Annotated in this window: 23 protein-coding genes; 6 read left to right on the top strand and 17 right to left on the bottom strand. The window is 34.2% G+C overall.

The window, feature by feature from the left end; genetic code table 11:
* Window positions 1–16: 16 nt before the first annotated feature.
* Window positions 17–1,960 carry a GTP-binding protein gene (locus ACQKNR_RS23755; RefSeq protein WP_427321189.1) on the top strand — a complete coding sequence of 648 codons (1,944 nt, stop codon included), beginning with the start codon at window positions 17–19 and terminating at the stop codon, window positions 1,958–1,960.
* Between the two features lie 47 nt (window positions 1,961–2,007).
* Here the strand turns inward: ACQKNR_RS23755 and ACQKNR_RS23750 are convergent, their stop codons facing one another.
* Window positions 2,008–2,652, bottom strand: coding sequence for an alpha/beta hydrolase (locus tag ACQKNR_RS23750; RefSeq protein ID WP_427321187.1), 645 nt, complete (start codon window positions 2,650–2,652; stop codon window positions 2,008–2,010).
* Window positions 2,653–2,673: 21 nt separating this feature from the next.
* Complete coding sequence (locus ACQKNR_RS23745; RefSeq protein WP_427321185.1) at window positions 2,674–3,141, bottom strand: NUDIX hydrolase; 468 nt, start codon at window positions 3,139–3,141, stop codon at window positions 2,674–2,676.
* A gap of 194 nt (window positions 3,142–3,335) precedes the next feature.
* Between ACQKNR_RS23745 and ACQKNR_RS23740 the strand changes: the two genes are divergently transcribed.
* Entirely contained in the window at window positions 3,336–4,127 is a 792-nt protein-coding gene (locus tag ACQKNR_RS23740) for a DUF4240 domain-containing protein (protein WP_427321183.1), read from the top strand.
* Window positions 4,128–4,192: 65 nt separating this feature from the next.
* On the opposite strand, the gene ACQKNR_RS23735 is transcribed toward ACQKNR_RS23740, so the two are convergent.
* Window positions 4,193–5,224, bottom strand: coding sequence for an SDR family oxidoreductase (locus ACQKNR_RS23735; RefSeq protein ID WP_427321181.1), 1,032 nt, complete (start codon window positions 5,222–5,224; stop codon window positions 4,193–4,195).
* Window positions 5,225–5,452: 228 nt separating this feature from the next.
* On the opposite strand from ACQKNR_RS23735, the gene ACQKNR_RS23730 reads away from it, so the two are divergent.
* Window positions 5,453–6,208: a CPBP family intramembrane glutamic endopeptidase gene (locus ACQKNR_RS23730; protein WP_427321179.1), complete on the top strand. Its 756-nt coding sequence runs from the start codon at window positions 5,453–5,455 to the stop codon at window positions 6,206–6,208.
* A 218-nt stretch (window positions 6,209–6,426) separates the two neighbouring features.
* On the opposite strand, the gene ACQKNR_RS23725 is transcribed toward ACQKNR_RS23730, so the two are convergent.
* From ACQKNR_RS23725 to ACQKNR_RS23710, 4 genes are read right to left on the bottom strand one after another with little or no spacing between them, the layout of a single operon-like run.
* Window positions 6,427–7,368 (bottom strand): serine hydrolase domain-containing protein, encoded by a 942-nt coding sequence (locus ACQKNR_RS23725; protein WP_427321177.1) that lies wholly within the window; start codon window positions 7,366–7,368, stop codon window positions 6,427–6,429.
* 23 nt (window positions 7,369–7,391) lie between these two features.
* Window positions 7,392–8,282 carry an AraC family transcriptional regulator gene (locus tag ACQKNR_RS23720; protein WP_427321175.1) on the bottom strand — a complete coding sequence of 297 codons (891 nt, stop codon included), beginning with the start codon at window positions 8,280–8,282 and terminating at the stop codon, window positions 7,392–7,394.
* Window positions 8,283–8,330: 48 nt separating this feature from the next.
* A complete protein-coding gene (locus ACQKNR_RS23715) occupies window positions 8,331–8,801 on the bottom strand; it encodes a GNAT family N-acetyltransferase (RefSeq protein ID WP_427321173.1) in 471 nt (156 codons plus the stop codon).
* A 17-nt stretch (window positions 8,802–8,818) separates the two neighbouring features.
* Window positions 8,819–9,226: a DUF3980 domain-containing protein gene (locus ACQKNR_RS23710; protein WP_427321171.1), complete on the bottom strand. Its 408-nt coding sequence runs from the start codon at window positions 9,224–9,226 to the stop codon at window positions 8,819–8,821.
* Window positions 9,227–9,321: 95 nt separating this feature from the next.
* Between ACQKNR_RS23710 and ACQKNR_RS23705 the strand changes: the two genes are divergently transcribed.
* Window positions 9,322–9,774, top strand: a complete 453-nt coding sequence (locus tag ACQKNR_RS23705) for an NUDIX hydrolase (protein ID WP_427321169.1) — start codon at window positions 9,322–9,324, stop codon at window positions 9,772–9,774.
* Between the two features lie 33 nt (window positions 9,775–9,807).
* Here ACQKNR_RS23705 and ACQKNR_RS23700 read toward each other — a convergent pair whose 3' ends face one another.
* The gene (locus tag ACQKNR_RS23700; RefSeq protein ID WP_340813415.1) at window positions 9,808–10,719 is read right to left on the bottom strand and encodes a DMT family transporter; all 912 of its coding nucleotides are present in this window, start codon (window positions 10,717–10,719) and stop codon (window positions 9,808–9,810) included.
* Between the two features lie 124 nt (window positions 10,720–10,843).
* Here ACQKNR_RS23700 and ACQKNR_RS23695 point away from each other — a divergent pair, with 124 nt between their 5' ends.
* Entirely contained in the window at window positions 10,844–12,286 is a 1,443-nt protein-coding gene (locus tag ACQKNR_RS23695) for a PLP-dependent aminotransferase family protein (protein ID WP_427321167.1), read from the top strand.
* Between the two features lie 268 nt (window positions 12,287–12,554).
* Window positions 12,555–12,995 (top strand): YaiI/YqxD family protein, encoded by a 441-nt coding sequence (locus ACQKNR_RS23690; RefSeq protein ID WP_427321165.1) that lies wholly within the window; start codon window positions 12,555–12,557, stop codon window positions 12,993–12,995.
* 86 nt (window positions 12,996–13,081) lie between these two features.
* Here ACQKNR_RS23690 and ACQKNR_RS23685 read toward each other — a convergent pair whose 3' ends face one another.
* The 9 genes from ACQKNR_RS23685 to ACQKNR_RS23645 form a co-directional block, all read right to left on the bottom strand.
* Entirely contained in the window at window positions 13,082–13,396 is a 315-nt protein-coding gene (locus tag ACQKNR_RS23685) for a DUF3892 domain-containing protein (RefSeq protein WP_427321163.1), read from the bottom strand.
* Window positions 13,397–13,420: 24 nt separating this feature from the next.
* Window positions 13,421–14,455 carry a histidine kinase dimerization/phospho-acceptor domain-containing protein gene (locus ACQKNR_RS23680; protein ID WP_427321161.1) on the bottom strand — a complete coding sequence of 345 codons (1,035 nt, stop codon included), beginning with the start codon at window positions 14,453–14,455 and terminating at the stop codon, window positions 13,421–13,423.
* The gene (locus ACQKNR_RS23675) at window positions 14,452–15,123 is read right to left on the bottom strand and encodes a response regulator transcription factor (protein ID WP_427321159.1); all 672 of its coding nucleotides are present in this window, start codon (window positions 15,121–15,123) and stop codon (window positions 14,452–14,454) included. Before ACQKNR_RS23675 ends, ACQKNR_RS23680 begins: the two co-directional genes overlap by 4 nt.
* 34 nt (window positions 15,124–15,157) lie before the next feature.
* Window positions 15,158–16,144 (bottom strand): alpha/beta fold hydrolase, encoded by a 987-nt coding sequence (locus tag ACQKNR_RS23670; RefSeq protein ID WP_427321157.1) that lies wholly within the window; start codon window positions 16,142–16,144, stop codon window positions 15,158–15,160.
* Between the two features lie 106 nt (window positions 16,145–16,250).
* Entirely contained in the window at window positions 16,251–17,075 is an 825-nt protein-coding gene (locus tag ACQKNR_RS23665) for a DUF2785 domain-containing protein (protein ID WP_427321155.1), read from the bottom strand.
* Window positions 17,076–17,204: 129 nt separating this feature from the next.
* Entirely contained in the window at window positions 17,205–17,876 is a 672-nt protein-coding gene (locus ACQKNR_RS23660) for a hypothetical protein (protein ID WP_427321153.1), read from the bottom strand.
* A 145-nt stretch (window positions 17,877–18,021) separates the two neighbouring features.
* Window positions 18,022–18,765 (bottom strand): metallophosphoesterase family protein, encoded by a 744-nt coding sequence (locus tag ACQKNR_RS23655; protein ID WP_427321151.1) that lies wholly within the window; start codon window positions 18,763–18,765, stop codon window positions 18,022–18,024.
* 14 nt (window positions 18,766–18,779) lie between these two features.
* Window positions 18,780–19,721 carry an aminoglycoside phosphotransferase family protein gene (locus ACQKNR_RS23650; RefSeq protein ID WP_427321149.1) on the bottom strand — a complete coding sequence of 314 codons (942 nt, stop codon included), beginning with the start codon at window positions 19,719–19,721 and terminating at the stop codon, window positions 18,780–18,782.
* A gap of 14 nt (window positions 19,722–19,735) precedes the next feature.
* Window positions 19,736–20,533, bottom strand: a complete 798-nt coding sequence (locus ACQKNR_RS23645; RefSeq protein ID WP_427321147.1) for a VOC family protein — start codon at window positions 20,531–20,533, stop codon at window positions 19,736–19,738.
* Window positions 20,534–20,732: the final 199 nt, after the last annotated feature.

The following is a 20,732-nucleotide window of genomic DNA, read 5'->3' as shown; positions in this document are numbered from 1 at the left end:
ATGAGGATATTCACATATGACAACAATAAATATAGGGATTGTCGCGCACGTAGACGCTGGCAAGACGAGTTTGACTGAGCGTATTCTTTATGAAACGAATGTAATTAAAGAAGTTGGCCGAGTAGATAGCGGAAATACACAAACTGACTCAATGGAATTAGAAAGACAACGCGGAATTACGATTAAAGCATCTGTCGTTTCTTTCTTTATTGATGATTTAAAAATAAATGTCATTGATACACCTGGACACGCTGATTTTATCGCTGAAGTGGAGCGATCATTCCGCGTTTTAGACGGTGCGATTTTAGTAATCTCTGCTGTTGAAGGTGTGCAAGCACAAACAAAGATCTTAATGCGGACATTACAGAAACTAAACATACCGACTGTTTTATTTGTTAATAAAATTGATCGTAGTGGCGCAAACACTGAAAAAGTTGTGAAACAAATAAAAGCGATTCTTTCAAATGACGCATTCCCCTTCTACTCTGCCCAAAACGAAGGAACAAAGGAAGCTCGTATTATTGAATATAAATCATATGACGATTGTATGGAACAATTAGCACCGTTTAATGAAACATTGCTTGAATCATATGTAAATAATGAAATAGTACCGGATGCACTATTAAGAAAAGAACTAGAAAAACAAATACAACAAGCAAATGTGTATCCAATCTTTTTCGGCTCAGCAATGACAGGTATGGGCGTAGCTGAACTACTTGAAAATATTTCAGCTCTAATTCCGGCTAATAAATCGGTACAAGATGAAACATTATCTGGTGTTGTATTTAAAATTGAACGTGAGTCTTCTGGCGAAAAGATAGCTTATGTAAGAGTTTTTTCTGGTAGTTTACACGTTAGAAAATATGTTGATATTCGGCGTAGTAAGTCCCTATCACATAAAGAAAAAATTAAAAAAATGTGCCTGTTTCATAATGGAAATGCAGTTCAAGTTTCTACTGTTCATAGCGGAGAGTTTTGCAAAGTGTGGGGGCTGAGTGATATTAAAATTGGTGATATTATCGGTGAGCAGACCGATTATATAAAAGATATTCACTTTGCCGAACCACAAATGGAAGCGGCAATTGATGCAGTGCCTAAAGAGCGAATTCATAATTTATACGCTGCTCTTATGGAACTATGCGAAGAAGATCCTCTCATTAAAGTTTGGAAAGACGATGTTCATAATGAACTTTACATTCGCCTTTTCGGTGAAGTGCAAAAAGAAGTTATCGAGACTACACTTCATGAAAAATACAAGCTACAAGTTACTTTTTCAAATACGCGAGTTGTTTGTATTGAAAAGCCAATTGGCACAGGAAATAGCGTTGAAGTAATGGGTGAAAAAGCGAATCCATTTTACGCAACAATCGGCTTCAAAGTCGAACGTGGTAAGCTTAACTCTGGCATAACGTATAACTTAGGTGTTGAACTTGGATCACTGCCTTTAGCATTTCATAAAGCGATTGAAGATACTGTATTTCAAACGTTAAAACAAGGTTTATACGGATGGGAAGTTACGGACATTATCGTCACGCTAACACATACTGGTTATGCAAGCCCTGTTACAACAGCGAGTGACTTTAGAAACTTAACTCCACTTGTACTAATGGATGCTTTAAAGCAAGCTGAAACATATGTATATGAACCAGTAAACGAATTTGAATTAACTGTCCCAGAGCGTGCAATTAGTACCGCAATGTATAAACTAGCTGTCATTCCTGCAACTTTCGCAGATCCTATGTTCTATAATGACTCTTACCATTTAACAGGGTCATTACCTGTTGCGAAAACAGAGAATTTTAAACGCATGCTACATTCATTTACTGAAGGAGAAGGTATCTTTACAACAAAGCCGGCTGGTTACACAAAACTGAATGCTCCCTTCCCTACTCGAAAACGGGTTGACTTTAATCCGCTGAATCGTAAGGATTATTTGCTTCATGTGTTGAAGGCTTATTAAATAAAAAAGAGGTGCAATTTGCACCTCTTTTTGCATGTGTTGATAAATTAGTTTGTCCTAACAACTTCTTTAAGCTTTTCTATTACTTTTGCTATAGCTTCAATTGAATTTTCCGTTTCAAATTCTCCAACATTTACAGAATGATTTGCGTTTTTGACAACATCGATCTTTAAATTCGTTTTATATAACTGATCCATTTGATTTGCATTGTATTGGTGATCTTTATCCCCAATTACTAAAAGCCCTTCGTGTTGACTGTGTAAAATGGAGTCAAAAATTGAATCAAAAGTTAGTAAAGGTGTGAGTAACATCATCTTCGACTGTAAGTATTCTTCTCTCTTCATTAAATCATTTGCAATCGGAATTGTTCCGAGTGATTTTCCTAAAAACATCGATTTTCTATATTGTCCATTTTTCAACACTTCATTTATTACGGGATTAATATCATCCATCATTACTTTCGTTACTTCTTCCATTGGTTTATTCATTAATTGTCCATCATAAGAATAATGAATATGTACTACATCTATTTTATTTTCAAGCATTAGCATCGTTGCATAATAAAATAACGGCTTATCATAATTGTAGCCTGAGCCTGAGAACATAAAGCAAATTGTATTAGAACCTTTTTCGATATGTGTGTAACGAATTACTTTATCATCTATATGTATCTCTTTTTTAGTCCCCTTCACCGTTTTCCCCTCCGAATACGTTTACTTTTGTAAAACGATATGTTCTGTATGAACTGATAAATCCTTTACTTTCTCTTTTATAAATGATGGTTGTAAGTTATATGCATGTAATTCTTCTACGGGCACCCACTTAAACATATATGTTCTACCCTCTTCATTCAAAATATATTGATCCGCTCCATTCGCGGGTAATTCATGTAGCTCTACTTCATAATAAAAACTAATCTCATGAAACTTTTGCTCAGAAAGTGTAAAGAAATTTTCTACTGACCATATTAATCTCTTCACATCAATAGGAACACCCACTTCTTCTGCAAGCTCCCGTTTTAACGCATCTTCACTATTTTCTAGCAGTTTCACCCGTCCGCCTGGTACGTACCAAAAATCTTCACCGTCACCTTGCAAAATAAGGATTTTATTACCCTGTTTACAAATTGCTCCGACACGGTAATTAAAACATGTTTCCTCAACTTTAAACGTAAGATCCATCCGTAATGCCCCTTTATATATTGAATATCGAATTATTACAAAACGATTATGTATGTACTGTATAAATAAGATTACTAAATTTTTCTATTCCGTTCAATCATTTTTGAATTTTCGACATTCCTTTTTATCATTACAAGTGTATATACATATGTTACAATCACATTGCACACTAGAAAAAGATAATGGGGGTACGAATGGAAACGTTATTAATCCAACAAAATGAGAAATCAAATACGTTTTGGAAAATCGTTGTGAAAGATAAAGACTACGTTGTGTTTTACGGAAAAATTGGCACAGCTGGTAGTGTGAAAGTGAAAGAATTTGAAACAGAAGAAGAATGCATAAAAGAAGCTAACAAACTAATCGCTTCCAAACGTAAAAAAGGATATACAGACCCGTGCCTTGGGGAAGATTACATAAAAGAAAAAACGATAACAGAAGAAGAATTTTGGGAACTACTCGCTCGTGCAAAAACGAAAGGCGAAGACCAAGAAGAACAAATAGAATGGCTCACTTCTCACCTCGCTAAACGTACAGTACATGAAATTGTAGCTTTTGATACTCATATGCATCGCATATTAAAAGCTTCCTATACGTCTCGCTTATGGGCAGCGGCTTATATAATTTTAGGTGGTTGTTCGGATGATTGTTTTGATTATTTCCGTGGATGGTTACTATACCAAGGAAAAGACGTTTACAAAGCGTGTATTGAAGATCCAGAACGGTTAATTCCTATCTTAGAAAATTTGAGTGAGTATGATGTTCCAAACATTGAAGAACTTTCTTTATATTTCGGTTACACTGTATATGCAGAAAAAACCGGGGATGAAGATGATACTTACTTTACACTTTATCACGTACTAACTGATGAAAGAGCTTCTAGTGACGACATTGAATTCGATTGGGATGAAGATGACGAAGAAGGATTGAAAAATATGTTTCCTAGGTTATGGGAAATGTATGGAGAAGAACCGATTGAGTGGTAGATTAATATTAGGACTCTGTTTAACAAATAAACAGAGTCTTTTTTTCATAGGATTCTTATTTAAACTCACTTTACTGTATACCACTTATCTAAAAGTACCCGTTCTCTTTCACTTGAAATACCTGCCTTTAATTTCCTATCTTCCATTTCCTTCATCCACACATACACATCTGTAACAGTATCTTCTAACCTTCTAAAAGTAAGCCCTTCTTTAACAGCACTTTCAATACTAATTGAAAATCCACCTCTCCACGGCTTCGTTTCACCTTCTAATGAAAATGTTTCAGGAAGCCATAAAGGCATTTCTGTCCATGGCTCTACTTTATGTTCATTCATAAATGATTCATCTACCCAAACGAAATCAGCATCGCTATTCGTAACCTTTTTACACGTATTTAATAGCTCTTCCATCGTCAATTCATAATTGGGACCTGTTATATTGAATGTACCTGTTTTATTATTTTCTGCCATGTTTAGTCCAAAGCTCGCGACATCTTTTATATCAACGAACTGCACTGGACGTTCTTTTCTTCCTGGCACTAATACTTTACCGCCCTTCACTACACGCTGAATCCAGTATGGTAGTCGATCTGTATAATCAAACATTCCCGAAAGAAGTCCTGCTCTTACGTGTAAAACACGCCCCGGCCAATACTTCTCTGCCTCTTTTTCACATAATACTTTAAGCGCACCATAATGCTCATAAGGAGATATTTCACCATTCTCTACAGCCATTATCTGATCACTCGTTGGTTCAGGTTGTAATATATAGTCTTCTTTTATGTGAAGCGGAATCCAATCTTTATATACGGAAAGGCTTGAGATGAATATATAATGTTGGATAGTATCTTTTAATACCTCTCCAACATTCCTAATATGATGCGGAGAAAATCCACACGTATCTATGACAACATCCCATTTTCGATTTTCCAAACTTGATACATCACCATTTCTATCACCAATTAACTGCTCTACTTCAGGAAAAATTTCTTTGTTTGTTCCGCGATTAAATAATGTAACTTCATGACCTCTGTTCAAAGCCTCTTCTACAAATACTCTTCCTAAAAAACGTGTACCACCTAGAATTAGAGTTTTCATGGTACTCCCCCATTCGTGATTAAAAATCCTTTCTTTTGTTTAACGATTTTTTGTTGTGAAAAGTTACGGGGATGACTTAACTTTCTTCTACAAGTTCAACATATGTAATTTCGATACTTTTTCTATCTTTAGAAACAATAAGATAGAAATATTCATTCTGTTGATTTCCATTTCATATATAATTAAAATATCGGATATTTGATTAATCACTTATACATACTAAGGTAGGTGAAAAATATTAATAGAAACATAGTTTATCATTCAACATTATATATTTATTTTCTCACATCGCTTGTATATATTATCTTGCTAAACATAGAAAATGGTCGTAATTATTTAGGATTTACTATGGTTCTTCCGCTTTTAGCTGTTATTTTATATCAAAAATTATATAAGAAACAAAAAATAGTTCCTACATTTGGATTTTCACGTTCAAAAATAAAAACACTAATTTTCTCTATATTATTGCCACTACTTCTAGGACTATGTCTCCATTTTTATTTTTATATTTATGATATAAAGTTCTTATATCATCATTGGAATGAATTAGGATTTCTCTTGCTCGTTGGTCTTACAATTGGATCTTTATCTGCATTATTAGAAGAGATTATATGGCGAGGGAATTTTCATTACTATTTACGAAAAAAATATTCATTCATGCAAACAGCTATTATTACAGCTTCACTTTGGTCTTCATGGCATTTACCAGTAGCAATCTTTTATAAAAATTATGAGTTTTTGTTTGTAGGAGTATTAAGTTATCTCTCTTTATTGTTTATATTATCTATAATTTTGACGTACACGAGAGAATATGGTGGTTCTGTAATATCACCCGCAATTTTACATGGTATGTTTAATGTATTTTATTTAACGGATGTATTGCAAAACAAGTGGGATGCTAGCCTAATAGAATTAATTAAATTTATATTTCTAGCAATTGTACTCGGCATAATGTATCTTATACATCACAAAGTTAAAGAATAGTTAAAAGTAAATAAAAAAGTTGTTTCCACTTTTAGTTGAAAGTGCCTTTAATAGCTCATAAAGTACTTCAACACCTTGCAATTATTTAATAATCGTATAGGTGTTGAAGTTTTATAATCTTAGTTGTACAACTTTGTTATCACAACACTTTTTTCTATCATAGAGAACAAAACAAGTATAACTAAACCTTTTATTCTCATTTTCATAAAATAAGCATATTAATCCTTTAAATAAGGAAGTATGCACTCTTTAATTAACTTCCATCTATCCCCTGCATTCGGTATAACTTTAGACGTAATCACCACTACCAATTCCCTCTCCGGAATACAGCAAATCATATTCCCACCATCACCCATTGCACAGTATGAAAAGATTCCATCTTCTTCTCGTAACCACCATAAGTACCCATATTGATTCGGGTTCATTTCTATCGATTCTTTTATCCATGATTTTGAAAGAATTTGTTTCCCATTATAAGTACCTTCGTTTAAATATAAATGTCCAAACTTAGCCATATCTTTAACTATTAACGTAAGTCCCCAGCCGCCCGTCGAAATACCATTTGGATCATGAACCCATCCTTTTACATCTTTTCCGAATAAGTCATCAAATCCAAATGCTTTCATATTGTAGTTTGGAATTTCTCTCATACCGATTGGCTGAAATAGGTATTCATTTGCAAACTCACGAGCACTTTTCCCTATTACACTCGTAATGATTGCGGATAGTAAATGAGCTCCTGCAGATGAATATTTAAAAGATCCAATTTCCCCACCTTGTCCGATTCTATTTAACGTATACTCTACCCAATCCTGTTGTGTACATAATTCTTCTAGTGGTTCCTGCCAGTCTACAAAAGGATATGGTGCTGTCATTGTAAGAAGATGTTGTACTGTTATTTCAGATGCCTTTAGATTATATTCAGGAAAAAACTCTATTACTTTTTGATCAACGCTTTTTATACACCCTTTATCTATACAAATTCCAATTAGCGCAGAAATAATCGTTTTTGTGACTGACGCTACATGAAAAGCATCCTCTGAACCGTATCCATTATAATAGTTTTCAAAAACGACATTTCCTTTTTGTGCAACTAACATACCATTAATATTTTTGTATTCTTCTTTTATAATGCAATCTAACTTTTCAGCCGTTTTCATCGTTCTTCCCCCTTAACCTATGATTAAAAAGGTTCGATAGGTACATATATATCAACTATATGTTTATTTTCCGGATGTTGCCCTGGATCATTTTTATACACTTCAAAAGGATATGAATCTCTCGGTTTATATCCGCTATTTGGTAACCACTCACCGTATAAGAAATCCCATGCTCCTTTATATTCATCTTGGAGTATTTCAAAATGTCCTACCACATATTTTCCTGAAGGTATTGTCATGAATCCAATTTCGCTATTTCCTTCTACTACTCCATTTGGAATTGTTATGCATAGACTTGTTCTTAAATGATTGTCTTCTGTAAACTCGTGATGATCATGGTAAATTGTTAATACCTTCGTATCCTCGAATACATGATAGTTCTGCTTCGATGCGTAATGAAATAGTTTTTCTATCATTTTTGGAAAATCTATAGCTAAATCCTTATATGTACCTACATGTCGTATGTATGCCACGTTTATATAGTCCACTGTTACAATTTCGACCTCTCCTCGAACCTTCTTACATACATTGTATTGAGAACCTTTACTTCCGTCTTTGCAATTCTTGCTATTGTGGTTTCGATAGTGAGACGGACTTACTCCGTAATGACTTTTAAATGTACGGGAGAAAACTGCTGAATCTGTGAACCCGAAGTAATACGTAATATCTGTAATCGTCATATCTGGACGGTAAGTAAGTAGATGTGTTGCTCTTTCTAATTTCAAACGATTCACATACCGAGATAACGATTCATCCATCATCCCTTTAAAAATTCTATGAAAATGATACTTTGAAAATCCTGCCACATCTGCTAGCACCTCAATAGAAAGTGAATCATTTATGTTTGATTCTATATAATCTTGAACTTTATATATGCGCTGTAAATACTCATTTCTACTTTGTTTACTCTCCATATTCATACCTCCTCACAACAAAAAGGCTAACTTCACATTAGCCTTTCTTTACACGTATTTTAAAAATAAAACTCTACTCCCGCCGTTCCCATCATAATTTGTATGTACGGATACACCATCTACCTCATCATCTCCAACTTCAATTCGAAAGCCAATTTCTTGATGAAATTGTATCGACTTTTTATTTACTGGTGACGTGATTGCTTTTACAACTTTACGGTTATTTGCACGAGCAACATCGAAGAAATAAGAATATAACGTTGATGCAATTCCTTTTCGTCTAAACTTCGGATTTACACCGATAAAGTGAACGTATGCTTCCTCTTTATGTGTTTGTGAAAAGAATCCACATAAAAAACCTAGCGTTTCTCCCTCTTCTTCAATGATAAAACTCGTTTCTTGAAAGTGAACGAAGAACAATTTCGGTAACATATGAGCCATGTCTCTCCCGCCCCACCAATCATTTAATACAGAATGAATCTTTACATAATCTTCCCCTTGAATGTTTCTTACTCGCATGTGTTTCTCCCTCTCACTCACTTCATTTTCTCATAAATTTTAATGACCGTTTCTACTAAAAGAATGAATACCCAAATACCACAAAATACAAGAACAGATTGGAATATCGACCCTAGCATAATAGTGCCAACTGCAACTGCACCTGATCCTGAAAATGATATTTCAACAAATCCTGGATCATGTATAAGTGTTCCAGCGTATACAGCCATTAAAGCGGATGATATTAAATAAATAACACTCATTATTTTTAATATTTTTATAGAAAGATACGAAGTTTGTTCTTTCTCCACTTGTGATAATTCGATTTCTCCACTCGCAATTCCTTTTTGCAAACAGTCCTCACATAAAAATTCTTCATTTATTTTTTTACCACCATGCAATGTACCTGTTATTTCTTTACATCTTGAACATTTTCGATTTATCATTTTGGTATCACTCCAATCTAATAAGATTATACTTACATAATTCGTTTTTACCTTATTATTCCTTTTATGTATTTTATAGAAAGATGAGGTGTTTTATGATGTCTAAACTTACATTTGGTTTTAAAAACCCTACAATTCAATATGTATTACAGCCTAGTTGCTATGCTGTTATTTTTAACGATACGTTTTCAAAAACGGCTATTATCCAAAAAGGAGAACGTTACTTTTTACCTGGTGGCGGTATGAAAGGTACGGAAACGAAAGAAGAATGTTTACATCGTGAACTACTAGAGGAACTAGGTTGGGCAATTGAAATTGATCAGTATGTCGGTAATGCAGCTCGATATTTTTATGCGGAAAATGAAGGTACATATTATTTAAATGATGGATTCTTTTACATTGCAAACATGGTAAACAACCAAACTGAAACATCTGAAGCAGATCATGTTTTACAATGGATATCTCCATTACTTGCTGTAGAGCTTCTCATTCATGATCATCAAAAATGGGCCGTTGAACAAGTGCTTTTATTACGAAACAAAAAATGATCTCCTTCTATATGAAAGAGATCATTTTTTGTTTTAGCTTACTTTTTTCAAATTGAGAGCTGGCTTTTTGATTCCACCTTTTTTTACAACATATAGACCGATGAAGATAATAAGTCCACCAACTAGTTGCATCATATTAATTTGCTCTCCGATTGTTACAGCTGCAAAGATAACTGCGAACAATGGTACGAGATACATATAAACCATTACTTTCGTTGAGCCTATTTTACTAATACCGACATACCACATTGCAAGTCCGAAGATTGTCGCAAAGACGATCGAATATGCTAGTGAACCCCAGCTTGGCATGTCTACTGGCCACGTTAATGTGTTTACGTTGAATAAACAGTATATAACAAGAGGTACAATTCCAATTAAAGTAGACCATGATGTGACTCTCATTGCGGAATATTTTGTAATGAGAGGTTGTGCTAAAATCGGATACCATCCCCACGCAATTGCTGCGACTAATCCAATTACATTTCCGAGCCATGCATACTCGTAAGTAGCTCCTCCCGTATGCCCTGTTAATAAAACGAATGCTGCACCAATAAACGCTACTATTGAACCAATTTGTACTTTCATCGAAAAGCGTTCTTGTTTGTGCAATACTGCTAATATTCCTGTAAAAATAGGTGACATCGCAATTAATAATGAGGCGTTCGTAGCTGAAGTATATTTCACAGATAGCATAAACATCGTTTGATACATTGTCGTTCCAACAATACCGACTGCAAGTAATCGTAACCAATCTTTTCTTTCAATACGTAATGAGCGTTCCATTAAAAATGTAATAAGTAATAATACCGGTGATGCTACTAAAAATCGTAAACTATTAAATTGAATGGATGACATATATGCCACACCATACTTTCCAATTGTATAATTTGCTCCCCATACTAATGCTACTGATACTAGGAGCCATTCCATTTGCCATCGTTTCATCCGAATCTCCCCTTCCATATTTAGCATAGTAAAATTGGCTGGATATAACACCGTCCAATTGGCTGTTTTTTTACCCAGCCAATTTGTTATACTTGATGTACATAAGAGATACGGAGGCGTTTGTATGGAATGGAAGCTAGATAGTGACAGTAAAATCCCTATTTATCAGCAAGTTGTTGACTTTATCGAAAGACGTATTACATACGGAGAGCTTCCTCCTGGTAGCTTCCTCCCTTCCGAACGGAAATTAGCTACACAGTTAAATGTAAACCGAAGTACGGTAACAACTGCCTATAACGAACTGCGCGCTATGGGTATTGTAGAAAGTACAACTGGTAAAGGTACACGTGTAAGTACACATATGTGGGGCGTTTCTCCAACACTAACGCCGAACTGGAGAAATTTCGTAGAAGGTGGTACTTTTTTACCAAACTTACCGTTACTTCGCCATATTCGGGCAGAAGTACAGCAAAATGAAAACATTATTGACTTCGCAAACGGAGAGCTCGGTTGTAACCTCTATCCTCACGATCAACTACAATCGATTTTACGAGAACAACCGTTAACGCAGTCATTAAGTTACGATCACCCTCAGGGCTATCTCCCGCTAAGAAGAGCGGTTGTAAAATATATGAGGGAATATTTAAAAGTTGAAGCGACCGAACAATCCATTATGATTACATCCGGTGCCCAACAGGCACTTCATCTTATCGTTCAATGTTTATTAAATCCAGGTGATGCAGTCGCTTTCGAAAGTCCATCACACTGTTATTCATTACCGTTATTCCAATCAGCTGGTATTCGTATTTTCCCATTACCTGTCGATGAGCACGGTATTAATCCGGATGATGTACAAGAGTTGTATAGAAAACATCGTATTAAAATGATCTTTTTAAACCCAAATTTCCAAAACCCTACAGGAACAATGCTTCATCCAAACCGTAGAAAAAAACTGCTATCACTTTGCGCAGACTTACGAATTGCGATCGTTGAAGATGATCCATCCAGTTTACTTACATTAGAAAATAAACAACCTTGCCCTACTTTGAAATCAATTGATGAAAATGGAACAGTCATTTATGTACATTCTTTATCAAAAATGATTGCGCCAGGGTTACGAGTTGGATGGCTTGTCGCCCCGCAGTCTGTCGTAGAGCGATTGTCAGATGCACGGCACCAAATGGAATTAGGAATGAGCATATTCCCCCAGTGGCTTATGCAGCAATTTTTTGAAACTGTACCATTTCAGTCGCATATCGTACCGTTACGAAAACAACTAGCAGAAAAAAGAGACATTATCGTCCGTGCTTTAAATGAACAGCTTCACGATAAAATTTCCTTTTCAAACCCAACCGGCGGTATATACATATGGGGAAAATTAAAAGAACCGATAAACGAAAAACAGCTCATTATGCAAAGCTTAAAACAAGAAATCGCCTTTATGCCAGGTAGTATTTTCGGCGCGAAAGATGGTTACATCCGTTTGTCTTATGGGAAGGTAAATATAGATCAAATTGAGGAAGGTATTTCTCGTTTGCGTGAGGCTATTTTGGTTTGTGAAAAGTGAGTTTTTCAATTAATGTAGTTTTAGAAAAGCTGCTTTTAATGACTTTAGCTCAAGAACCCTCGTTTGACAAAAGCTAAATCTACCATTATTATCAACACGAACCTATTTATCCCGCATTAATGGGCAATAAGACCCCTACCTCAAAATTCAGCAAAAGCAAAGAAGTTAGGTGAGGGATCAACTGCCCATAAACGCCCGATTGGTTCAACTAATAATCAGTGGGGGATGCCCCCCACTGATTAAAGTTTCACTTTATAGGAGTGATAAAATGAAAATTTACGTTGATGCAGATGCTTGTCCTGTAAAAGATGTTATTATCTTTGAAGCTACGAAGGCGGAAATTCCTGTTACCCTCGTTACTAGCTTTTCTCATTTTTCTAATGCAGAACAGCCTTCAGGAGTGGAAACGATTTATGTTGATTCTGGAGCAGATGCTGCGGATTATCGGATTATGCAGTTAGCCAAAAAAGAAGATTTAATCGTTACACAAGATTACGGTCTTGCTTCTCTCGGTTTAGCAAAAGGCTGTGTAGTACTTCACCATAAAGGGTATAAGTATACGAATGAAAACATTGACCAATTGTTACAAACACGTTATTTAAGTGCAATGGCTCGAAAAAGCGGAAAGCGTACAAAGGGGCCAAAACCATTTACAGCAGAAGATAAAGAGAAATTTAGGGAGCTTTTTAAAAGAGTGATTTCGCTTTAAAAATGAACGGTCTATTTGTAGGGAAAGCTTAGCAAAGAAAAGAAGAGAATATCTAAATTAACATTCTCTTCTTGAGGTTTACCCGTTTAAAAAGACGGTAAGTTATCTAAGTTATTTTCCTTTATACCATCAGGTTCACTACGGATAATATCTCTGCCATACTTATGAAATACGTCCACATGAGCTAACTTCCCTGATTTTGCTTCATCAAGTGCAGTAATATAATCTAATTCTCTTCCGCTACTTGTTTTAAAAGCAATTAAATCACCTTCATCATTTTTACGGACTGCAACAATTTGTTCTACTCCTGAATCGACTTCCCGGGCTACTTCCAATTCAGCTTGCTCTTCCCCTTGTTGTAAGTATTCATTATAAACTTTTTGAAAGTCTTTTTTATCCATAAAACTCACCTCCAAAGCATTTTATTAGTATGGTTGGGAGGTATTGGTTTTATGTATTTTGCTTTTATCTTGAAAATTTTCAAATGAAAACATAGTCCCCTTACTATTTGATTGTAAAGTGTATTTTATATCAAACATCTTTGATATATCTTCAATGCTTTTTAAGCCTAGCCCTGTTCCTTTACTGTTCATATCAAACCCAATTCCATTATCTCTAAAGTAAACAATTTCATCGCCTATAAGAATCTCAAGTTTTTTAGCTTTCGAATGTTTAAGCACATTTTGAAAAATGTTATCAAATAGCCTTTGAATCCATAGCTCATTACTATTCCATACCAACTCTTTATCTTGTAGATTATATACTAATTCAATTTTATGAATACTATACAAATAGCTCCATTTTTTAACCATGTTTTCTATTAATTTATGTATATTCACTTCATCATTCACAATATAAATATTCTCTAATGTCTCTGTAGATTGGATATTAAATTCGTTAGTTAAATCACTTATATATTGTATCTGCTTATACATTGATTCAAATACTGGTGCTTGTTCTTCGTATTCACCTTCTAAATAATATAATTGTAATCTAACCGCAGTTAGGGGTGTATTAATATCATGCCGTAATTTATTTAATATTTCTTTCTTTATTTGTTCCTGTTGTTGTAGTTCTAATTCTCGATAAGTCGTTCTTTCTATAAGCAAGTTTACCGACTTAATCAGTTCCCCCATTTCATCATCGCTTTTGACATCTATTAAATTAGGGACTTTTTTATCGCTTGCTAACTCTCGAATCGTTTGATTTAAAACATTAATTTTATTTAATAATGAATTAATCGATTTTGAAAATAAAAAAGCTAACACTAGTAATGACAATAAAAATATGATTAACATCGTAGGGTATGCAAAGGACTCATGGAAAGGAATGTTCTTGTTTTTAGTTTTAAAGACAACATTATAAATAACTGATACAAGGACACTAATCGACAACAATAACAGTGGTACGCTTATAATGGCAGAGAATAGTAACAACTGATATTTCTTCTTTAAGTTCATTTCTTCATAAAGGTATTTAGTCTATACCCTTCTCCATAAATATTTTGAATAATATCACCTGTTTTATCATTGATTTTGGTCCTAATTTTTTTTATATGTACATTCATGATATTTTGATTTCTGTCTTCAAGTTGCCATAAGTAATCAAAGAAGTGTTCTTTTGTTAGAATTCTATCTCTGTTTTCATATAAATAGAAGAATATTTTACGCTCAATCGCAGTAAAAGCAACTTCACTACGCAAACCATTAATTAGAACCCTTTTATATTCTGCATCTATAAATAAATGTTTAATTTGTGTGAAAGTACCATATTGATTATCTAACATTTTCTGAATCCTTAACAGCAACTCTCTAGGATCAAAAGGTTTTATCATGTATTCTTCTCCAATAGTCAAACCTTTTAATTTACTATCAATATCATTCCGAGCTGATAGAAATATAATTGGAATATTTAATCCTAGATTTTTTATTTTCTTTGTAATTTGATAACCATCTTCATCCGGTAACATAACATCCATTATGACTAAATCTATTTCATGAATTACATTAAGAACTTTCTTTCCTTCTTTCTCCCAATACACCTTGTACTTTTCGCGCTGCAAAATTTTTTGTAATAAATCTCCTATAATCAAATCGTCTTCAACAATTAATATGTTATATTCTTTCATTATGTAGACCTTCCATCGCCAAAATAACAATAGCTTAGTTCTTCACTACTTTATTATTAATAAAATCCATAGCAAATTTGTATATTTCATCCGGAGCGTATAAATAAATACTATGTGTACCTTCAATTATTTTCACATCAGCTATTAATAGCTTGCTAGCAAACTCCTTATAATCTTTGTTTTTTTGCTTTGTATACTTCGAATCTTTATATTGCCCAGCAATCGCATCTATAAATAAAATAGGTGTTTCTTTTGGGATTGATAAGGAATTTGATTTTTTACCGTTATTGTAGCTTTGTAAAAGTTCTTGCTTCATATCATCATTAAAAGCTTGTTTATATGTGAGCGCTTTATAAATATCTTTTTCCTGTTCGTTTAAAAAGGATTGCCGAATGACTTCAGGATTATAAGTAATAGAAGGAACTAATCTCTGAAAACCAATTTTCGTTAAAATATTCATCCCTTTTATTTTTAATGAATCAACCACGCCTATTTTATGAGTTACGTACTGTTTAGGTAAACCAATATCTAACGCAATAATCCCTTTTACTTCACTTGGATATTTTTGTGCCCAGTAAATAGCCTCTAGACCCGATAGAGAGTGGGGTACTAAAATGTATGGAGGTTTATTTCCACTTCGAATAAGCGCTTCTCTCGTTTGTTCTAGTATTGTATCAATATCTCTATCATCTTGAAAAACATCACTGTATCCATAACCCGCTCTCTCAATTACAGCAATCTTGTTTTCTTTCGAAAATTTACTATATAACCCTTTCAATTCATAAACAGGAGCGGCAATTCCAGATCCGACCATAAATACAAACGTATCCTTCCCGCTCCCCTCATTATAAACATTCACGTTTTTATTATTGAAATTAACGAGTTCACCTTCATTATTAATAAATTTCGATTCCATTCTTAATTGATAGTTATGATATATAAATACCGCGCCTGTTCCAAGAAAAATAATGCTACTACACACAAAAAATATAATCTTTACTATCTTCAATAATTTTTTCATTTAACACCCCTTTCAGCCTATACTGAAAGGGTACAATGTAAAAATAAATTTCTAATAAATTTTTCAAAATTAATATTTTCTCTTTGTTTCTAAGTATGGACCATTTTTAATACCTACGCGATTCCTTCACAGTTTCCAATATATCATCTGTAAAGGCAGTGCTTCCCTCTTTCTCTAAAGCTATGAAATATAAACTTCTTAGGAAAGATCTAATATTTTGTACTAAAATATCATGTTGGGGATGCGGGATGTCTTCAACGATTGCTATACTATGTAGCCAGTTGCTCCACTCTTCTTCAGTTAAAAGCTTTTGGTCCCGTAACGACATAATTGGTTTTACTAATCTCTCATCCTCAAAGTTTATGTATACATAGTCATTCAAACGAACCTTCTGACGAACAGCAGCTAGTATTGCATATGAAAACTCACGATTTCGTATTGTACGTGCTAAAGCATCTAGTGCATCAGCCGCATGTGCCGTAGAATGCGCCCAACCTTTTCCTTCTACGTAACCCCTTACATCTTCTTCTAAATATACATATTCCAGAACCTGTTCTGCCACACTGTACAGTTGTTCTTCAGATAACAACGGTTCTTTTTCATGAACAGATAAAATAAGCGGCGGAATTAAAACGGAAAACGCACGTTTGAAAACAGAGTCTGTTCCCTTTTCTCCAATTTTAAAAAATAAATAATCAGGACTAATTGCTTGTAACATTAATCCTCGTAATTCTTTTTGTCTAAATACATCATTTGTAATCCATGTATGAAGCGTACTATATATCAAATCATCACGTAATTCAGCATCAGGTGATCCGATATAATCTAGCATCCACTGTGCATATGGATATGCATCTACGTCTTCTGGTACAGCATAGTTGTTATTTTTAATTTGTTGTAATTCTTCTTTTAATTCTAGTACTTCATTCATTATATTTCCTGTCCCCTTTTTCGTTTTTTTAATTGCCTTATCCCCTGTTATTCACTTCATAAAATTAATTTCATTATACGGGAAGTATAACAACAAATGAAAGGCTATACATATATTTCTGATTATGTATTACTTTCGTTCATGAAATATAACTTTTGGATTTTCTAAATCACTATTCCGAAATACAACATCCGCACACTCTTTCGGATTATGCTCATCTATATACATTTTACAAGCTGCATGATACCTGCTCAAAAACATCTTCTCTGCTTCTTCATAACTTCCAAAAGCTTCTGTTTCTCGCTTCGCACCACGTTTTCTCGCAATCTCAAAATCTGTATCTACAAAAATTTTATAATCCAATAGATACTCAATTTCTTTTTTCAATAGAAATGTTCCATCTACTATTAGCACCATATTTGACGGGGCCAATAGCGGCTCATTATGTACAGGGATGTCCGTTATTAAATTATGAGAAATTGTTTCATAATGCAAATTCCCATTAGGTCCTAAAGGCTTTAAAAGTCTTTCTTTAAAAGCAGTATAATCGTGTGCATCTTCATAATATCCTCTTGCAGATTCTTTTCCTTGTGCATAACGAATCGCTTTTGGGTTATGAAAATCATCCATACTCGCACGTGTTACTGGTAATCCGCGCTTTTTCATTTCCTCTGCTAGTTCGTTTGCAAATGTTGTCTTTCCTGATGCTGTAATACCGCTTACTCCAACTCTCATTGGATGCGTTAAGTTTAACGTTAAAATGTGATCTGTAACTTCTTTAATGATTTGTTTCCGGTTCATGATATCTCCTCCTGTAATTAGTTTACATAATATAATTACATTAAATAAAATATGTCGCTATTTGTCGGTAAGTCGATATCCTTTTGTCGAATCGTTGATATATTTTAAGTTACGATAGCTATTTTTTTATTAATTTATATATTCCTTACTTCCCCTTAAATCCTCGATACAAAGCAGTCCTTAACTCCTGCTTGTATTCCTCTATTTCTGGCATGCCGAGCTCTTCTGCTAGTCTAATGGCTAATTCAATATCATACGGTACACGTACGAGTTGGATGGAAAAGCTCGCTGCTTCTTTTTCATTGTATGTTCCTTCAAAGATTAAATAGGAAGCCTGTGTTATTTCAAGTGGATTTCCTACACTGCCAGCATTACATAACGTTTTCCCTCTGAAATTTTGAACGAACGCTTGGTGAACGTCACCGTAACAAACGACATCTGGTTTTCTTTCCCCTTCTATATTCTCTGTGAGATCACTATTTTCGAACATACTAATACGTTCTTCTCTTGCAGCGTGTGGTTGAATTCTTTCATATAGACTCCTTGGTGAAGCGTGGAACATACGAATGAGTTTTCCGCTCATATAAAACTCGATTGAAAATGGTAAACTTCTTAAATACTCATTTTGTTCTTCAGACAGTTGTTTTTGATGCCATTTTAACGCTTCAAATTCAGTCGGTTTTGTAATGAAATCATCCCAGTTTCCCATTACGACTTCCTCACATTCTTTACGAACAATTTCAATTACTTCGCTGGAATGAGGGCCTTTTCCTACTAAATCTCCAAGACAAATAATGCGCTCGATTCCTCTTAATTTAATATCTTTTAGTACAGATTCTAATGCTGGAATATTGCCATGTATATCTGAAATTACCGCTATTTTATCCAAATGAATCCCCTCCATTATTTATTGTTTATTATATCCGTATGAAATGATTGATACCATCTCGGAACATAAGAAGAAAAATCGTTATGATCTTCTAAAATTCGGTTCAATCTCTCTTTCATTTCCTTTACTAAATGCGGTGTCGTTCGATTTGTCCATACTATATCGGATGGGAAAATCATTGCTGCGTATAGCGAATACAATTTCCAAAAATGAAGAGATGGTTTACCTCCGCAATAACCGTGAACTTGTCCTACGGCAAATGGTATGCTTATATTAGTTGTAAATAACGCTACTTTATAAAAGTCATGAATAGGATCGCCAAAATCAAATCTAGCAAAATCAATGACAGCCCGAAACTCATTTTGATCAACCATTATATTGGCTGGATGAAAATCGTCATGTAAAAATACAATTGGACGATTTTTCAATAAATCTTTATGATTTCCTACAAAGTTTAACACTGTATTTAAATTTAGAAAGTCTATCTCATATTCTTTCAACGCTTCTAAGTATCTTTCATATTTACTCCATATAGACAATTCCCAAGAATTACTTGTACCCACTTTTTTGACTAAATGAATCGTTTTTAGCACTTCTCCAGCCCTTTTTCCAGCCCTATACTGTTCTTCGATAGATGTAGTTTTTAATGTGTCTTCGCCATCTGATCCATCAATCCACTCAAAAACTTGTACACATTTTTTAAATTCGGTAAGGCTTATAAAATGAATTAATTTTGGCATGGGAATACGTAATGACTCTAGCTGCTTCATATATTCATATTCTTCCTGCTTCCGTTCAAAATATGAAGCATCGCATATTTTTATAAAATACGTTTCTCCACTCTCTAATTCAATTTTATATTTCTCATCAAGCGAAAAACCTTTTGAAATAACAATCGCTCTTAAAATAAGAGGCCAGTCTAGTTTTCTTTCTATCGCCTTTAGAATTGTCTCCACAAAACTCACCTCTATTAATAAATGTACAAACTACCTAACACTTCATGCTCTCGTTTATTTTCCCCTTTAAACTCCACAGCAAAAGGATATTCACCACGTTTCTTCAGGCGTTCTTTCACTAATCCTTCCCCAATCGGTGCACAAAACTGTACTTGAATGTCACCAAACGATACACTTTGACACTCAGCATTCCACTCTTCATTTCTTATAATTGAACTTACTGTTAGCCCCATTACTTCTTTCCATTTCCGCACAGTTTCTCGAACATTTTTTACTGCATAATGAATCGTTTCAATTTGTTGCACTTTGTTTTTATGTTCAGCGATCGTCCCCGTTTTACGTAAATCGATTCTTCTTTCTTCATCTGTTTCATTCCACTGTATAAAGAAAGGTAATTTCGGTCCGTTCTCTTCCTGTTTTACAAATAACATTTTCCATTCTAAAAGCCGGCCATCTTTCCTCATACGTTTCCCTTCAAATGGTCCTATCGTATGTATGCCGTACTTACTAAACTTAACTGCTAGTTCTTCAATTGCATCTGTTCGAATTGCGATTTGCAGCATTCCTTCTCCATTTTGTAATTTCACTACTGTTTCCTGTACTAATGGATTTTCTGCTTCTTTCGCTTTTTCTTCATGCTGAACTGCTAAAAATTCTATATATGATAAATCAAAGTAACATAAACTATTCCACGTACCCCAGTTTGTATGTTGTCCACCTAACGCAGTATGAAATCCTTGTGCCTGCATTTGTTTTGCCGCTTCCTCCGGTGTACAATGCACTGCATGAACGAGATGATCAAAAGTTAACATGTCTTTCTCCCCTTTCTCTCCATCCTTTTATTGTATATTTTATTTTTCTTTCATTCAATTCTAAAAAATTAAAAGCCTAGTTGATTTATAAGATTAATATGTATTATAATAAAACAAATTTATATATTGCTGATTGGAAAAACCAAAGGCACTTTTCTCATACGGGAAAAGTGCTTTTTTCATTTATTATTACAGGGGG

This window comes from Bacillus sp. NPDC094077 (assembly GCF_050279465.1).
Lineage (GTDB): Bacteria > Bacillota > Bacilli > Bacillales > Bacillaceae_G > Bacillus_A.
Note: the sequence above shows the minus strand (reverse complement) of the source record. Positions and strands in the feature narration are given on the sequence as shown.

Excerpts from the sequence above, each read along its gene's own strand:
- ACQKNR_RS23665 (WP_427321155.1), bottom strand. The coding sequence starts at position 17,075 with ATGAATGAAGTACTAGAATTAAAAGAAGAATTACAACAAATTAAAAAT.
- ACQKNR_RS23755 (WP_427321189.1), top strand. The coding sequence starts at position 17 with ATGACAACAATAAATATAGGGATTGTCGCGCACGTAGACGCTGGCAAG.
- ACQKNR_RS23645 (WP_427321147.1), bottom strand. The coding sequence starts at position 20,533 with ATGTTAACTTTTGATCATCTCGTTCATGCAGTGCATTGTACACCGGAG.
- ACQKNR_RS23690 (WP_427321165.1), top strand. The coding sequence starts at position 12,555 with ATGAAAATTTACGTTGATGCAGATGCTTGTCCTGTAAAAGATGTTATT.
- ACQKNR_RS23685 (WP_427321163.1), bottom strand. The coding sequence starts at position 13,396 with ATGGATAAAAAAGACTTTCAAAAAGTTTATAATGAATACTTACAACAA.
- ACQKNR_RS23660 (WP_427321153.1), bottom strand. The coding sequence starts at position 17,876 with ATGAACCGGAAACAAATCATTAAAGAAGTTACAGATCACATTTTAACG.
- ACQKNR_RS23745 (WP_427321185.1), bottom strand. The coding sequence starts at position 3,141 with ATGGATCTTACGTTTAAAGTTGAGGAAACATGTTTTAATTACCGTGTC.
- ACQKNR_RS23735 (WP_427321181.1), bottom strand. The coding sequence starts at position 5,224 with ATGAAAACTCTAATTCTAGGTGGTACACGTTTTTTAGGAAGAGTATTT.
- ACQKNR_RS23700 (WP_340813415.1), bottom strand. The coding sequence starts at position 10,719 with ATGAAACGATGGCAAATGGAATGGCTCCTAGTATCAGTAGCATTAGTA.
- ACQKNR_RS23705 (WP_427321169.1), top strand. The coding sequence starts at position 9,322 with ATGATGTCTAAACTTACATTTGGTTTTAAAAACCCTACAATTCAATAT.
- ACQKNR_RS23710 (WP_427321171.1), bottom strand. The coding sequence starts at position 9,226 with ATGATAAATCGAAAATGTTCAAGATGTAAAGAAATAACAGGTACATTG.
- ACQKNR_RS23695 (WP_427321167.1), top strand. The coding sequence starts at position 10,844 with ATGGAATGGAAGCTAGATAGTGACAGTAAAATCCCTATTTATCAGCAA.
- ACQKNR_RS23675 (WP_427321159.1), bottom strand. The coding sequence starts at position 15,123 with ATGAAAGAATATAACATATTAATTGTTGAAGACGATTTGATTATAGGA.
- ACQKNR_RS23725 (WP_427321177.1), bottom strand. The coding sequence starts at position 7,368 with ATGAAAACGGCTGAAAAGTTAGATTGCATTATAAAAGAAGAATACAAA.
- ACQKNR_RS23740 (WP_427321183.1), top strand. The coding sequence starts at position 3,336 with ATGGAAACGTTATTAATCCAACAAAATGAGAAATCAAATACGTTTTGG.
- ACQKNR_RS23670 (WP_427321157.1), bottom strand. The coding sequence starts at position 16,144 with ATGAAAAAATTATTGAAGATAGTAAAGATTATATTTTTTGTGTGTAGT.
- ACQKNR_RS23720 (WP_427321175.1), bottom strand. The coding sequence starts at position 8,282 with ATGGAGAGTAAACAAAGTAGAAATGAGTATTTACAGCGCATATATAAA.
- ACQKNR_RS23680 (WP_427321161.1), bottom strand. The coding sequence starts at position 14,455 with ATGAACTTAAAGAAGAAATATCAGTTGTTACTATTCTCTGCCATTATA.
- ACQKNR_RS23715 (WP_427321173.1), bottom strand. The coding sequence starts at position 8,801 with ATGCGAGTAAGAAACATTCAAGGGGAAGATTATGTAAAGATTCATTCT.